General features: G+C 68.1%; 12 protein-coding genes and 1 tRNA gene. 7 read left to right on the top strand and 6 right to left on the bottom strand.

Features of this window, described 5'->3' with window-relative positions:
- Positions 1-13: 13 nt before the first annotated feature.
- Positions 14-568: a 2-amino-4-hydroxy-6-hydroxymethyldihydropteridine diphosphokinase gene (gene folK / locus SRU_RS05045; RefSeq protein ID WP_011403715.1), complete on the bottom strand. Its 555-nt coding sequence runs from the start codon at positions 566-568 to the stop codon at positions 14-16.
- A 125-nt stretch (positions 569-693) separates the two neighbouring features.
- Here folK and SRU_RS05040 point away from each other — a divergent pair, with 125 nt between their 5' ends.
- Genes SRU_RS05040 through SRU_RS05030 form a run of 3 tightly spaced genes read left to right on the top strand, consistent with a single transcriptional unit; the run spans position 694 to position 3,279 of the window.
- A complete protein-coding gene (locus tag SRU_RS05040; protein ID WP_162892271.1) occupies positions 694-1,896 on the top strand; it encodes an endonuclease/exonuclease/phosphatase family protein in 1,203 nt (400 codons plus the stop codon).
- Positions 1,897-1,944: 48 nt separating this feature from the next.
- Entirely contained in the window at positions 1,945-2,784 is an 840-nt protein-coding gene (locus tag SRU_RS05035) for a ParA family protein (protein ID WP_011403713.1), read from the top strand.
- A 24-nt stretch (positions 2,785-2,808) separates the two neighbouring features.
- The gene (locus SRU_RS05030) at positions 2,809-3,279 is read left to right on the top strand and encodes a hypothetical protein (RefSeq protein ID WP_011403712.1); all 471 of its coding nucleotides are present in this window, start codon (positions 2,809-2,811) and stop codon (positions 3,277-3,279) included.
- A gap of 86 nt (positions 3,280-3,365) precedes the next feature.
- Here the strand turns inward: SRU_RS05030 and SRU_RS05025 are convergent, their stop codons facing one another.
- Positions 3,366-4,751 (bottom strand): serine hydrolase domain-containing protein, encoded by a 1,386-nt coding sequence (locus SRU_RS05025; protein WP_162892270.1) that lies wholly within the window; start codon positions 4,749-4,751, stop codon positions 3,366-3,368.
- Between the two features lie 223 nt (positions 4,752-4,974).
- Here SRU_RS05025 and SRU_RS05020 point away from each other — a divergent pair, with 223 nt between their 5' ends.
- Entirely contained in the window at positions 4,975-5,724 is a 750-nt protein-coding gene (locus SRU_RS05020) for a 3'-5' exonuclease (RefSeq protein ID WP_011403710.1), read from the top strand.
- Positions 5,725-5,786: 62 nt separating this feature from the next.
- Here SRU_RS05020 and SRU_RS05015 read toward each other — a convergent pair whose 3' ends face one another.
- Together SRU_RS05015 and SRU_RS05010 are read right to left on the bottom strand one after the other, a co-directional pair.
- Complete coding sequence (locus SRU_RS05015; protein WP_043552113.1) at positions 5,787-5,987, bottom strand: hypothetical protein; 201 nt, start codon at positions 5,985-5,987, stop codon at positions 5,787-5,789.
- Between the two features lie 31 nt (positions 5,988-6,018).
- Positions 6,019-6,091 (bottom strand) — tRNA-Arg (locus SRU_RS05010).
- Between the two features lie 127 nt (positions 6,092-6,218).
- Between SRU_RS05010 and SRU_RS05005 the strand changes: the two genes are divergently transcribed.
- A complete protein-coding gene (locus tag SRU_RS05005; protein ID WP_011403709.1) occupies positions 6,219-7,223 on the top strand; it encodes an alpha/beta fold hydrolase in 1,005 nt (334 codons plus the stop codon).
- A gap of 253 nt (positions 7,224-7,476) precedes the next feature.
- On the opposite strand, the gene SRU_RS05000 is transcribed toward SRU_RS05005, so the two are convergent.
- Together SRU_RS05000 and SRU_RS04995 are read right to left on the bottom strand one after the other, a co-directional pair.
- On the bottom strand, positions 7,477-8,280 hold the full coding sequence (locus tag SRU_RS05000) for an SDR family oxidoreductase (protein WP_011403708.1): 804 nt from the start codon (positions 8,278-8,280) through the stop codon (positions 7,477-7,479).
- A 75-nt stretch (positions 8,281-8,355) separates the two neighbouring features.
- Entirely contained in the window at positions 8,356-9,132 is a 777-nt protein-coding gene (locus SRU_RS04995; protein ID WP_011403707.1) for an alpha/beta fold hydrolase, read from the bottom strand.
- Positions 9,133-9,254: 122 nt separating this feature from the next.
- Here SRU_RS04995 and SRU_RS04990 point away from each other — a divergent pair, with 122 nt between their 5' ends.
- Together SRU_RS04990 and SRU_RS04985 are read left to right on the top strand one after the other, a co-directional pair.
- On the top strand, positions 9,255-9,932 hold the full coding sequence (locus SRU_RS04990; RefSeq protein ID WP_164923546.1) for an acyloxyacyl hydrolase: 678 nt from the start codon (positions 9,255-9,257) through the stop codon (positions 9,930-9,932).
- Complete coding sequence (locus SRU_RS04985; protein ID WP_164923545.1) at positions 9,892-12,588, top strand: S9 family peptidase; 2,697 nt, start codon at positions 9,892-9,894, stop codon at positions 12,586-12,588. The genes SRU_RS04990 and SRU_RS04985 overlap by 41 nt, the downstream gene beginning before the upstream one ends.
- Positions 12,589-12,630 lie beyond the last annotated feature (42 nt).

Genomic DNA, 12,630 nt, shown 5'->3' with positions numbered 1-12,630 from the left:
GGTACTCGGAGACTTACGTCTCCGTACCGGGGGCTTCAGGGGAGGCTCGTCCCTCCCCAATCGTGTGATCCGTCCGTCGAATGGAAGCCGGATCCGTGCACTGATCGAGCAGTGATTGCACAGAGCGGTCGAACGGCGGCGGGACGACGAAGTTTGGCGCGAGGTCGGCCCAGGGGCGGAGCACGAACCGGCGCTCCGCAAGGCGCGGATGGGGAAGCGTGAGGGCCTCGGTGTCTCGGGTGAGGGGTCCGACCGCCAGTAGGTCGACGTCCAGCGGGCGGGGCCCCCACCGCTGCTCCGCGGTCCGGGTGCGCCCCTCCGCCTGCTCCACCGCGTGCGCCATTCGGAGGAGGGAACGCGGGTCGGCCTCGACGGTCAGCCGAAGCACGGCGTTCAAAAACGGAGGCTGCGTCTCGTCCGGCGAGGTCGTGTGGGCCTCGGTCTCGTACACGGGGGAGACGCCCACCACGGTGAGGGCGTCGCGCTGTTGCAGCCGCTCGGCCGCCCGCTGCAGGTGCTCCAGGCGGTCGCCCTCGTTGGACCCAAGCCCCAAATACGCAGAAGACACTGGACTCGATGGGTGTGTGGAAGAAAGTGGACCGGGTTTTAAACTTCAGCCTTCACGATGGTCCGCGCCAGGGCCTACGTTTCACACCCCTCCCGCCTCCGCCAATCGCACGCTGCATCCCATTCATGCGCTCCTTCCTTCCACTTCTCCTTACGGTTTGCCTCGTCACCGCCTGCGGGCCGGACGCCCCGTCTCCCGCTCCCACGACCGGAATGGCCCTTCCGGCCGACTACGCGTTTCCGGAAGCCGATACCATCCGGGTCGCGACCTGGAACCTAGAGCACTTCGTGGACGGGCACGACAACCCGTACATCGATGCCGGCACCGAAAACACCCCCGCACCGGACCTGAAGAACCGGAAGCGGCGCGTGGCCCGGGCCCTGCGCCGGCTCGACGCGGACCTCCTGGTGTTGCAGGAGGCCGAGAGCGAGGCCTTCCTCCAGTCCTTCGTCGAAGACCGCCTCGGAGACACAGGATACCGCTTCGCCACCTCCGTGGAGAGCCCCACCTGGTACATGAACGTGGTGCTCCTGAGCCGCTACCCGCTCGGCGTGGTGCGCAACTACGCGGACGTGGTGACCCCCATCGTGGGCCAGGAGGCCGACAACGGCGAGCCCGCGGCCCAGTCGCTCACCAACCACCGTCTGTGGACGGCCGACGTGCGGGTCGCGCCAAACCGAGTATGGACGCTGATCGGCGCCCACCTAAAGGCCGGGCGCAGCGCGGCGGATCGGGGCTGGCGCATCGGCCAGATTCGCTTCCTGCACGCGGAGCTGTCTCGCCTGCGCGACGACCGACCGGCGGCTAAGATGCTCGTGGCGGGCGACCTGAACTCGCTCCCCGACAGCCCCGAGCTGCGCCTTCTGCTCAACAACCCCGACCGGCCGGCGCCGGACTCGGTCCAGCCCGGACGCGTCCCGGGGGACATCCGGTTTACGGACCCGCTGTCCGACCGCCCCCCCCTACCCATCCCGCGGACAATCCCGTCCGTCAGCTCGACTACCTTCTGCCCAATCCCGCCCTCTCTGACCGGCTCGTGGACGGTTCGATCCGCGTGGCCCGCCCCCTGCCTGCCGACTCGATGGCCGCGACCAGCGACCACCTCCCCGTCGCCGCGTCCTTCCTCCGCAGTGCCGAGTAAACCGACGGGGCTCGTAAAGATCGTCAGGCAGGGCCGTCGATACGCGCCGCTCCTACGGCATCCTGGTGGGGCGTCGCCGACGGTGTACATATGCACCCATCGACGTGAGTACTTTCTCCATTCCCCTCGCGACACGTCCGTCACGTTGTGCCTTCGGCATCCCGGAATACTCTTTGCGGCGATTTAAAGAGCCAAACGCTACAGCTCTTGTTCCTCGTCGTTGCCCCAAAGTGTTATGTACACCATTGCCGTCATCAACCAGAAGGGCGGGGTTGGGAAGACCGTCACGAGCGTCAACCTGGCCACGGCCCTCAAACACAAGGGCCACGATCCCTTGGTCATTGACTACGACCCCCAAATGAACGCCACCGACTGGCTCATGGGGCGGGAGGCGACCGACGATGACGCAACCATTTTCGACTCCCTCGCCACCTGGGACGGAGACGCAACCGACGAGTGGTCATTCGCCAACGTGCTCCGCACGTCCGAGTCCGTCGGGATCGACTTCATCCCCTCCGACCGGCGCATGGCGGCGGCAAGCTTCGACTCGGTCATCGGCCGAAGCCCGGTCTTTCCCCAGCAGTTCCGGTGCCGCGTCCAGGAATTCCGCACGGCCGAGGTGCAGCGCAACTCCAGCTCCACCATGAAGCACGACTACTGCCTGGTGGACTGCCCGCCGTCCCTCGGCCGCAGCATCGCGACGGCCCTGGCCGGGGCCGACGGCATCATCGTGCCGATCCACGCCGACCGGTTTAGCATGCGGGGCGTCAGCCAGCTCCAAGATACCATCAAGCAAATCCGGAAGGTGCACAACGACAGCCTGCGGATCCTGGGCCTGCTGCCAAACGACCTCGACCTGCGCTCCGGCCTGGTGAGCGACATGCAGGAGAAGTTCGAGGACGTGTACTCCGACATCCTCTTCGAGACCGCCATCCCGTGGCGCTCAAAAGTCAATGAGGTGGCCACCCACGGCACAAACATCATGGAGTACGACGGGGCCGCCGACGCCGCCTCGTACTACCTCAACCTCGCCGACGAAGTCGTCGAGCGCTCCCGCGTTGCGACTGCCGCATGATTCCTGCCTGACCCCGACGTTCCCATGAGCAAGTCGTCCTCGTCGAACTCCCTCAATGGCGACGGCACGATCCCCGGCTGGATGAAGGCGGTGGATCAGGACATGGTGTACGACGCCCCTCCCCCCGACGCCACCGAGCAGGCCACCCAGTCCCCGCCGCCCGCGCCCGAGGTTCAATCGGACCGGCCCCGCGAGGCGGACTCGCACGCCGAAGCGTCGTCCCTGGAGCAGAAGCTGGCCCTCTCCATGGCGCCCCCGTCGGAGCTTCCTGAACCGGACCCGTCCCTCCAGCCGGTCTCCGTCGGGTCTGTGCGGGCGGACCTCTCCCGCCAGCTGGAGAAAGCCGTGTCGGTTCTCGGCTCCCGGTACGCCACGACCGTGTCACGAAGCCTCCTCTTGGAGTTTGCGCTCCAACGGGCCCTCTTGGAGCTACGCACTGAAGGCGACCAGAGCGCCCTCGTGCAGTGGCTCGACTCGGTGCTCCCGCAACATTAAGCCCACCACCATCCTGCATCCCTCCCGGCAGTTCAGGAGGCTTCGCCCCCGCCTCTCTTCGTTCTTCGCGGAGGCGCTCTTTGGAATCAACGCTGTTCTCGCCACGCCTTGTGCCAGCGATCGCGCTGCTCGTGACGGAAGGACCGATAGGCGTCTACCTGCTCGGCGGTAAGTTCGGCCTCAATAGCGCGGTCGGTTCGCCGCCGGAGCCTGCGAAGCGTTCGGAGCCGTCGGCGTCGCTCCTGGCGACGTAGCGAGTCGCTCTGTTCCCGCGCTCCTCGCATCTTGGCCAGCCCTCGAATCTGTTTCTCCACGATGGGATGAAGGGCCCTCTCCTGCGCCTCGGTCAGGCCCACCGCCGCGTCGAGCTGTCGCAGGTGGACGGTAGTGATCAGTTCTACGCGTTTGTCCAGTGGTCGCCGGCCCTGCGTAGAAGCCTCGTACGCTCGCCCGTCGAGCAGGCGCGCCAGGAACTCGGCGTCGTTCCAGGCGGCGTCCGCCCGGCCGAACCGCACGACGACCATCTCGCGTGAGGGAACGACGTACAGCCGCTGATTAAAGAGGCCCGCAGCCATGAAGAGATCGCTGGGGCCCTCGTCGTAGATCATGCCGTCCGGGCCGTCCGGCTGAAGGGTACGGGGCGCGTGCTCAAAGAATGGAGCCTCCGGACGGACAGCGGCATTGAGCCAGACGGTGAGGCCGTAGCCCGGACTCGCTGGCGTCGGAGCCATCAGCGCGTCGAGAAGCCCGGCTGGAAGCACCTGCTCGCCATTCCATCGCCCCTCGCTGAGGAGAAGCCGTCCGAATCGAAGCCAGTCCCTTGCCGTCAGCCGGGCACCGCCCGCAAGTTGCGGGTCTTCGCCGTCGACGCGCGCCCAGCCGCCCACCTCCACGCCGATGGGCTCGAACAAACGGCGCTCATAATAGTGCAGCGGGTCCTCGCCGTCGAGCTTGCGCTGCAGAAGTGCCCCAAACACCTGAAAGGCAGTCGGCCCGTACCGGAATGTCGTGCCGGGGGCGTCGAGCATCGGCGCCCGGAGCGCTTTGTCGAACGTCGGGGCGCCCCCCGCCTCGCCCGGATCGAGCCCGCTCGTGAGGTGCAGAAGTTGACGGACCGTAATCTCTGACTTTTTCGGATCATCCTGCCACGCGGAAATCGTCTCGCCCACCCGCTCGTCGAGCGATAAGAACCCGTCGGCCACGGCCGCAAGGGCGGCGACCCCGGCAAATGACTTCGTACCGCTGGCCAGGTAGTGTGGGTCGTCGAGGTCGTATCCGTTCTGCGCCCGTTCCAGTACGATGTCCCCCTCCTTCCACACAACCAGTGCATCGCCGGCGTGCACCTTAGCGTAGGCCGCCGCCATCTCGAATCGCTCAAGAGTATCACGGGGCAGATTATCTGAGGCCGACGGCGACTGCGACGAGCAGCCGCTGAACACGAGAAGCGCGAAGACCAAGAGCAGGCGGGCCATGGCCGTTCGGTGTCTGGGAAAGATCAGTGGAGTGTGCAGTCCCGGGATTCGACGACTGTGCCCGCAGCTACGCCCGTGTGTGGCCAGAGTTGCCGGCCAGCTAGGCAGAAAGGATCCGTCTCGGAACGCACACTCAGCAAGGCGCTGATCTTCTTTCTCGGTCGTGCATATAGCAGACAGTTCTCTCCTTCTCACCGTCCCCCTCCCCGTACTCCGTGTTGTCGTGCTCCACCTCGAACGCCCCCTCGTCTTCTTCGACCTTGAAGCCACCGGCACGGACCCCCAAGCGGCCCGCATCATCCAGATCGGGATGCAGCGGTTCGTGCCGAGCGGGGACGGGGCCGCGCTAGACGAGACCATCGATGTGCTCGTCGACCCGCAGGAGGAAATTCCGGCGGCCGTCACGGACCTGACGGGGCTCTCGCCCGACGCCGTCCGGCAGGCGCCCCCGCTCGGGGCTCACCTTGACCGCATCGCACCCCTTCTCGCCGACGCCGACCTGGCCGGCTACAACGCCCTCGCGTACGACATCCCCCTCCTCCAGGCCGAATTTGAACGGCACGGGCGGACGCTTCCGGGCCCCGACGACCGCGTCGTCCTCGACCCGTACCGCCTGGAGCAGGTGCTGCGTCCGCGTACCCTCTCGGCCCTGTACGAGCGGTACACCGGCGACGCGCTAGACGACGCCCACGACGCCCTCAGCGACGTGGAGGCGGCCGGGCGGGTCCTGCAGCGCCAACTGGCCGACCACGACATCGACGGTACGCCGGCCGACCTGGCCCAACAGATTCGGGGCGACTATCTCGACGACCAGCGCCGCCTCAAGCAGGACGGCGACGCGGTGGTGGTGTGCTTCGGCAAGCACGACGGGAAGACCCTCCGCGACATCCAGCGCGACCACCCCGGCTACTTCGACTGGATGTACGAAACCATCGACGACCTCCGCCCCCACATCGACGAGGCCCTGGAGTGACCCTCTGGTGACCCTCTGCCCGCCCTGTGCAAAGGGGGGCCTCCTGGATCCCCCGTTACTGCTTACGCCCCTAGGACGAACTGCAGAAGGAAGTGGGTCACGAGAATGACAGCGAGGGCACTGGCCAGCATCACCCCGAACCCGTGCTCGTCCGCCTCCGTGTCCGCACCGGCGTTCTGGTGCACGTGACAGTACGCACTGCCCGCCGCCGTGGAATTGCTGCACGGGGTTCCGTCCTTGTTGGTGGCCGCACAGGTGCTCATACGTCTACCAATGGTTGACTGAAATGCGCAGTACCCCTGCGCGGACTCGAACCGCGACTTGCGGCTTAGGAGGCCACCGCTCTCTCCAGTTGAGCTACAGGGGCATGCTCGGCCGTCCGGACGCGTCCACAAGGGCGTAGCCAATGGGGCGGGACGGGTTCCAGGCTGAACGTCGGTGCCGGAGCGGCGTTCGAGGATCCGATCTATTGTTTCTGCCCCCCTCCCGTTCCGATGTCCGATTCGTCTTCGTCCTCCTCGTTCGGGCGCGCCGTGCTGACCGCCGGGGCGACCCTGGCGGGCACCTACGCCAGCCTTGCCGCCGCCCGCTGGGCCTACCGACGCACGCTGCCGTCGCCGCTGTCTTTGCCCCCGGCGCTCGATCTGGAACCGCGTCCGGTCGAGACGCCGGACGGCCGTGCCCAATGCTACGTCCGCCCCGGCACCGGGCCGCCGGTCGTGCTGCTCCACAGCTTCAACGCCGTCGCGTCGAGCCGCGAGATGCAGCCCATCGCCGAGCATCTGGCAGCGACCACCGACCGGCCCGTCTACGCGCTCGACTGGCTCGGCTTCGGGCGGTCGGACCGGGGGCCCCGCACCTACGCCCCGGCGCTGTACGAACGACAGCTCTACCACTTCCTCGACGAGGTGCCCGGCGCCCCCGCCGACGTCGTCGCGTTGTCGTTGGGGGGCGAGTACGCCGCCCAGGTGGCCCTGCAGGCCGCCCCGCTCGTGCGCCGACTCGTGCTCGTGTCCCCGACCGGCTTCGCCCCCACGCAGGGCCCGTCCACGCCCGGCCGCCTGGGGCTCGCCCTGGCCGACCACACCGGCACGTTCGAACTGCTCTACCACCGCCTCACCCGCCGCGCGTCACTCCGAGACTACTACGCCCGGCAGATCTTCCTGAGCCCGGACGCCATCCCCGACGCGCTGCTCGACTACGCCGAACAGACTGCGCAGGTCCGTGGGGCCTACCGGGCCCCGCTCCGGTTCGTGGACGGCACCCTCTCGGTCCCAAACGTCTCAGACGACGTCTACGCACGCCTCTACCGCCCCACCCTTCTCCTTACCCCCACCACGCCCGGCTCCACCGTGCAGTCGTTCGAGCGACTCCCTGCGGTCCTCTCCCAAAACGCCCGCGACCTTTCCCACCAGGCCCTTCCCGGGGGCCTGCTCCCCCATTGGGAAGCCCCAGCACCCTTTTTCGATGCCCTGGACTCCTTCCTCGACCTCCACTGAGCCCCCCGGACGAAGGCGCCCCCGTCCCTTTCCGTGAGGGGCAGAAAATTTCGGTGAATCGGCCCGGTTCACCGAAAGTTAGCGGAGCAAAAAAATCTGCGTGTGCTTATGAACGGGTGAATTACGACAGGGCAGCAGCCACAGGCTGCCGTCCGCTCCAGGGTTTTTGCCCCGGGCCGCGCCCTCCCCCTCCCCGCCCCGCGGTCCGGGGCTTTTTTATTTTCTCCCCGACCGATGGGGAGCGCGCGGCGCCTCACAGGAGGTGCTTGCTGCGTCCCCCATCGACGGGGAACGCCACGCCGGTCACGTAGCCGGCACGCGCACTGGCGAGGAAGGCCACCGTCGCGGCAAACTCGTCCGGCTCGCCGATGCGTGGAAGCGCGTTGTCGTCCGCCCAGCCCGCCTCGATCTCCGTCCGCGACTGGCCGGTTCGCTCCTGTATCTCGTCGGCCAGGTCTTCGAGCCGTTGGGTGCGGGTGTAGCCGGGCAGCACGGTGTTGACCGTGATCCCGGTGGGCCCCAGGTCGTCGGCCAGGCTCTTGGCGTAGCCCTGCACACCCGCGCGGGCCGTGTTGGACAGCGCAAGGGTGGGGATGGGTTGCTTCGACGACACACTCGTTACCATGATGACGCGGGCATGGTCGTCCTCCGCCGCCGCCATGCGGAGGTGTGGAAGCGCGGCGTCGCAGAGCGAGATGGTGCTCATCAGATTCAGCTCCACCGCGTCGCGGTAGTCGGACGGGTCCAGCTCCGTGGCCGCTCCGGAGGGCGGGCCGCCGGCATTGGTGACGAGCACGTGGAGGCCGCCGAACGTATTGGCCGTCTGGGCGATGGCGCTTTCGACCTGCTCCGCATCGGTGACGTCACAGACGAGGGGCAACACCTCGGCGCCCGTATCGTCGCGGATGGCCTTCGCCGCCGTCCGGATGCGGTCTCCGTCCCGCGAACACAGGGCGACGCTGCACCCTTCCCGGGCGAGCTCGTGGGCGGTCGCCCGGCCCAGCCCCTTGCTCGCCCCGGCCACGAAAGCAGTCCGATTCGAAAGTCCTAGGTCCATGAGTACACGTGGGGAATTGTACGAGAACGGTGCGCCCGCAACCTACGAACTGGCGCGCCTCGTGTCGACCCCCGCTCACGGTGCCGCCTCGGTGAGGAAGTCGGTTACCACCTCGGCCAGTGCGTCGGGGGCGTCGGCGTGGACCCAGTGGCCCGCCCCGTCGATGGTCACGAGCTCGGCGTTGGGGAAGCGCGCCCGGATGCCCTCGCGGTCCTCGTCGGCCACGTAGTCCGAGGCCCCGCCCCGCACGAAGAGGGCTGGGCCCTCGTAGGTCGGCGTGCGGGGCAGGGCCGCCGTAATGTCGTCGTAGTGCGCACGAATGGCGTCCAAATTCATGCGCCAGGTGTAGGTCTCGCCGTCGTAGTCGAGATTTTTGAGCAGAAACTGGCGGATGGGCCAGGACGGCACGTCCTCGGCCAGTACGTCGTCAATCTCGTCGCGGCCGTCGTACGCCGTCGGGTCGATGCGGGCGAGTGCATCCAGCAGTTTGGTGTGGTGGGGCGGATACGCCTTCGGGGCCATGTCCACGACGATCAGCCGGTCAACCCGATCCGGATGCGAGAGCGCAGCTTGCATGGCGGTCTTCCCGCCCATCGAGTGGCCCAGCACGGCGGCCGGGGCGAGGTCGTGCCGATCGATGAACCGGCGCAGGTCCGTCGCGAGGGTTGGGTAGTCCATTGCGTCGGCGTGGGGCGACCGTCCGTGGTTGCGTTGATCCACGGCGTACACGCGGGCCACGTCTTGGAACGCCGTCCGGCTGAGGGTGTGCCAGTTGCCGTGCGCGCCCAGAAGCCCGTGGAGAAGGATGAACGGAGGCCCGGAGTCGCCGTACTGGTTGTGGAAAAGCTCCATGTAGGATGGGGTTGAGTGAGAGAATGAACTGCTCGCACGGCCCCGGACTCCGGAGCCGTGTGTTGCTGGACTGGATGCGCCCCCGCCCTCACGCGCTGCTACGGACGAACTTGCTCCCGATTTTGCACGCTCGCCTTATCGTCCTCACTGTACTTGTCAGCCTCGGTGTCGTTGTCCCCTGCGCGGGCCAGACGACGGACGGCCTCGCTCCCGCCCCCTCTACGAATGCCGTCGGCGTATGGGCCGCCGGTTCGTTCGCGACCGGACGCCTCATCGGAAACATCCGGCGCGCCCGAGTGGGACTGGTTGGGCTGCACTACCACCGCCTCCTGGCGCCGGCCTCCCCCTCTCCGAGTTTCGACGGCCCGACCCTCACGTACACGGCAGACCTGCTTCCCGTTCTCTTCCTGTCGATCCCGTCTGGCGCCCTTCCCTCCCTCCCATCCGACGAATCGAGTCCGGCGCGGATGTCCTCCTCTCGTCCCCAGGATCGAACCGCAGTCGGCGTTGGGGTCCGCCCGGCGGGCCTACGCCTCACCTACCGGCCCCACAAACGCGTCCAACCGTTCGTCGCGGGAAGCACCGGCCTCGCGTTTTTCGACCGCTCCGTCCCCAATGCGCTAGGACGGTCGCTGAACTTTATGTTCGATGTGGGGGCGGGCGTCCGTGTGGTCCTGACCCCCACCCTGACTCTCACTGCTGGCTACCGCTACCACCACCTGTCGAATGGCTTTCGTGGACAAATCAATCCTGGCGTTGATGCAAATCTGTTCCGGCTCGGCGTCACCGTATCCCCCTAGCGTCCGCCGCACGACCGTCCCTGTCCTTCTGGTGGGTCTCCTCACGGGCCTCCTCCTTCCCACGGCGGCATCTGCACAAGTCTCCTCGGACGAGGAGCGGCCCGTCCAGGCCCGGGACCTGTACCGGATACGGGAGGTGACGGAGGTCGCCCTGTCCCCCCGCGGGCGGTCCGTGGCCTACACGGTGCGTCGCCTCTCACCCGGCCAGGCCCCCGCGCCTCGTGCCCGGCTGTACGTGGCCCGGACGAGCGGACGGGACGATCCGCGCCTGCTGTTCCAAGACGAACACGACATCCGCGCGCCCGCCTGGCACCCCGACGGCACACACCTCGCCTTCGTCCGCCCCGTAAACGGCACGCCGCAGGTGTTCGTGATTCCTCTCAACGGAGGCGTTCCGTATCGGCTGACCGATACGCCACACGGGGCCCAGGCCCCCCAGTGGGGCCCGGATGGAGAGCGACTGCTCTTCGCGAGCCACGTCCCCGAGCCGGCCGTTCGGCGCCAGACAGCCCGCCGTCCCCCTACTGAACGCCCCGGCCGCACGGCGTCGGATACCATTCGCACCCCTCCGCCCGACACCCTTCTCGTCCTCCGACACGACCGGACGCTTCGTCCCGTCGATACCCTCGCGGTGGACGCGGACGGCCGGCCTCAGACGCCCACGGACACGACCGACACCCTCCACGTTCCGCGGCATTCGTCCCTCTCGGACACCCTCACCGCCCCGCCCGTGCGTCGCCTCGCGGGCCTCTCGCCCGATAGCCTACAGGCGGTGTTTGACCGGTTTCGGCTCCGTTCCGATACGACGACGGTTGCCGTGCGGCCCGACACCGCCGCCGCCCCGAACGGCACCCTCGCACAGGTCCGGCGATGGATGCACCAGAACCGCCGTTCCGGGACGGCCCTCGTCTCCTCCCGGCTCGAGATACAGGGCGAGCGGCAACTCCGGCCCACGCCGACCTACCGCCATCATTACGTGGTGGACCTTCCCGCGGGCATCCGTTCCGGGCGCCCGCCGCGCCCCACGCCTCGCCTCTTGACGGGCGGCTACCGCTCCTACGGCCAGGCCGACTGGCTCCCCGGGGGCGAGCAGGTCGTCGTAAGCGGGATGCCCGCCACGAACGAATCGCCCGACCGCGTCCGTCGGCGCAACCTGTACGTGGCCGATCTGAACACCCCTCGGCTCCGTCGCCTGCTCCGCATTGAGAACCATACCCTGACCTCCCCCTCCGTCACGACCGACGGCAGCACGGTGGCCTTCCGAGTCGAATCGCTCGCCCCTTCGAGCGACGCCCCCGCCGAGATCGGGCTTTTTGCACTGGATGGCCGCTCCCAGCCCCGCATTCTCACGAGCGCCCTCGACCGCGACGTGACGTCGGTCACATGGGCCCCCGATGGCTGGTACCTGTACACCACGGCCCCCTCGGAGGGCGGACGCCCCCTTTTCCGCTTCACCCCCTTCGCCCAGGACACGACCGACGGGGCTCCCCAGGCCCCAAGCCCAACCCTGCCCACGGACCGGGCCACATCGCGGAATACGTTCACGTTCGACTCGACCATGGTTCGGCCCGCCGAGGCTGAACAACTGACGTCGGCCGCACGGGCCATACACTCGTTCGACGTGACCGACGCGACCGCCGTATACGCCTCAACGGACCCAACCACGCCCTCGGCCCTCTACGCCAATACCGTCAGCTTCAACAACGAGCGGCCCCTTGCCACCCCCAACGCCGAGTGGTTGTCTCGCCGACAGGTGGCACCCCCCGACCGCATGACGGTCTCCCACGACAGCCTCGCCGTCACCGGATGGGTGACGCGGCCGGTCGCCTTCGCGGACTCGCTCCGGCATCCCCTGTTCGTGCAGGCGCGTGGCGGACCTCCGGCCTTGAGTGCCCCCTATACGCCGGAGGCGTGGTTCGAGCGGCAGTACCTCACGGGCCGCGGCCTGGGGCTCGTCGAGGGGTTTCCGCGGGGCTCGGCGGGCTTCGGAACGGCCTTCCGGCGCGCTAACGACAAAAACTGGGGCCCCGGTCCTGCCCGCGATATTCTCGCCCTTGCGGATTCTGCCGCGGCGCTGTCGTGGACGGACTCCACCCGGGTGGCCCTCGGCGGGACCGGGTACGGCGGCACCCTGACCGCCTGGATTCTCGGCCGAACGAACCGGTTCGCCGCGGCCGTTGCGCTCAACGGCGTGTACGACCTCCCGGCCCTGCTGGGGGGCGGCCGTGCGTGGCGTCTCGTGCCGGCGGAGTTTGGCGGATATCCCTGGGACGGCGTTCCGCCGCGTTCGCTCGGCGACCCCGTCCTCTCCTCCCGGCTTCCGTCTCCCGACTCGACCGCCCAGACGCCCTGGACCGCCCTTCACCGCAACTCGCCGCTCACGTACGCGCACCGGATCCGCACGCCGCTTTTGCTGATGCAGGGCGGGGCCGACCGGCGTGTGGGGCCGTCTCAGGGCGAGCGCCTGTACAAACGCCTCAAGATCCTGGATCGGCCCGTCGAGTACGTGCGGTACCCTGAGGTGGGACACGACATGTCGGCCTCGGCCTCTCCACGCCAGCGCCTGGATCGTCTCGTGCGGACCTACGAGTTCCTTGCGCGCTTCTTGGAGCCCCCTGCGCCCCCGACTGCCCCTCAATCGCCCCCTCGGCCCTGACCCCACCGGCCCCCGTGGGCGCGCAGGAGCACTGCCGCCTCC

Origin of the sequence: Salinibacter ruber DSM 13855, from assembly GCF_000013045.1 — a bacterium.
GTDB classification, from domain to species: Bacteria; Bacteroidota; Rhodothermia; order Rhodothermales; family Salinibacteraceae; genus Salinibacter; species Salinibacter ruber.
This window is presented reverse-complemented; position numbering and strand designations above follow the sequence as displayed.

Excerpts from the sequence above, each read along its gene's own strand:
- SRU_RS04995 (WP_011403707.1), bottom strand. The coding sequence starts at position 9,132 with ATGGAGCTTTTCCACAACCAGTACGGCGACTCCGGGCCTCCGTTCATC.
- SRU_RS05025 (WP_162892270.1), bottom strand. The coding sequence starts at position 4,751 with ATGGCCCGCCTGCTCTTGGTCTTCGCGCTTCTCGTGTTCAGCGGCTGC.
- SRU_RS05015 (WP_043552113.1), bottom strand. The coding sequence starts at position 5,987 with ATGAGCACCTGTGCGGCCACCAACAAGGACGGAACCCCGTGCAGCAAT.
- SRU_RS05005 (WP_011403709.1), top strand. The coding sequence starts at position 6,219 with ATGTCCGATTCGTCTTCGTCCTCCTCGTTCGGGCGCGCCGTGCTGACC.
- SRU_RS05030 (WP_011403712.1), top strand. The coding sequence starts at position 2,809 with ATGAGCAAGTCGTCCTCGTCGAACTCCCTCAATGGCGACGGCACGATC.
- SRU_RS05040 (WP_162892271.1), top strand. The coding sequence starts at position 694 with ATGCGCTCCTTCCTTCCACTTCTCCTTACGGTTTGCCTCGTCACCGCC.
- SRU_RS04985 (WP_164923545.1), top strand. The coding sequence starts at position 9,892 with ATGCAAATCTGTTCCGGCTCGGCGTCACCGTATCCCCCTAGCGTCCGC.
- SRU_RS05035 (WP_011403713.1), top strand. The coding sequence starts at position 1,945 with ATGTACACCATTGCCGTCATCAACCAGAAGGGCGGGGTTGGGAAGACC.
- SRU_RS05000 (WP_011403708.1), bottom strand. The coding sequence starts at position 8,280 with ATGGACCTAGGACTTTCGAATCGGACTGCTTTCGTGGCCGGGGCGAGC.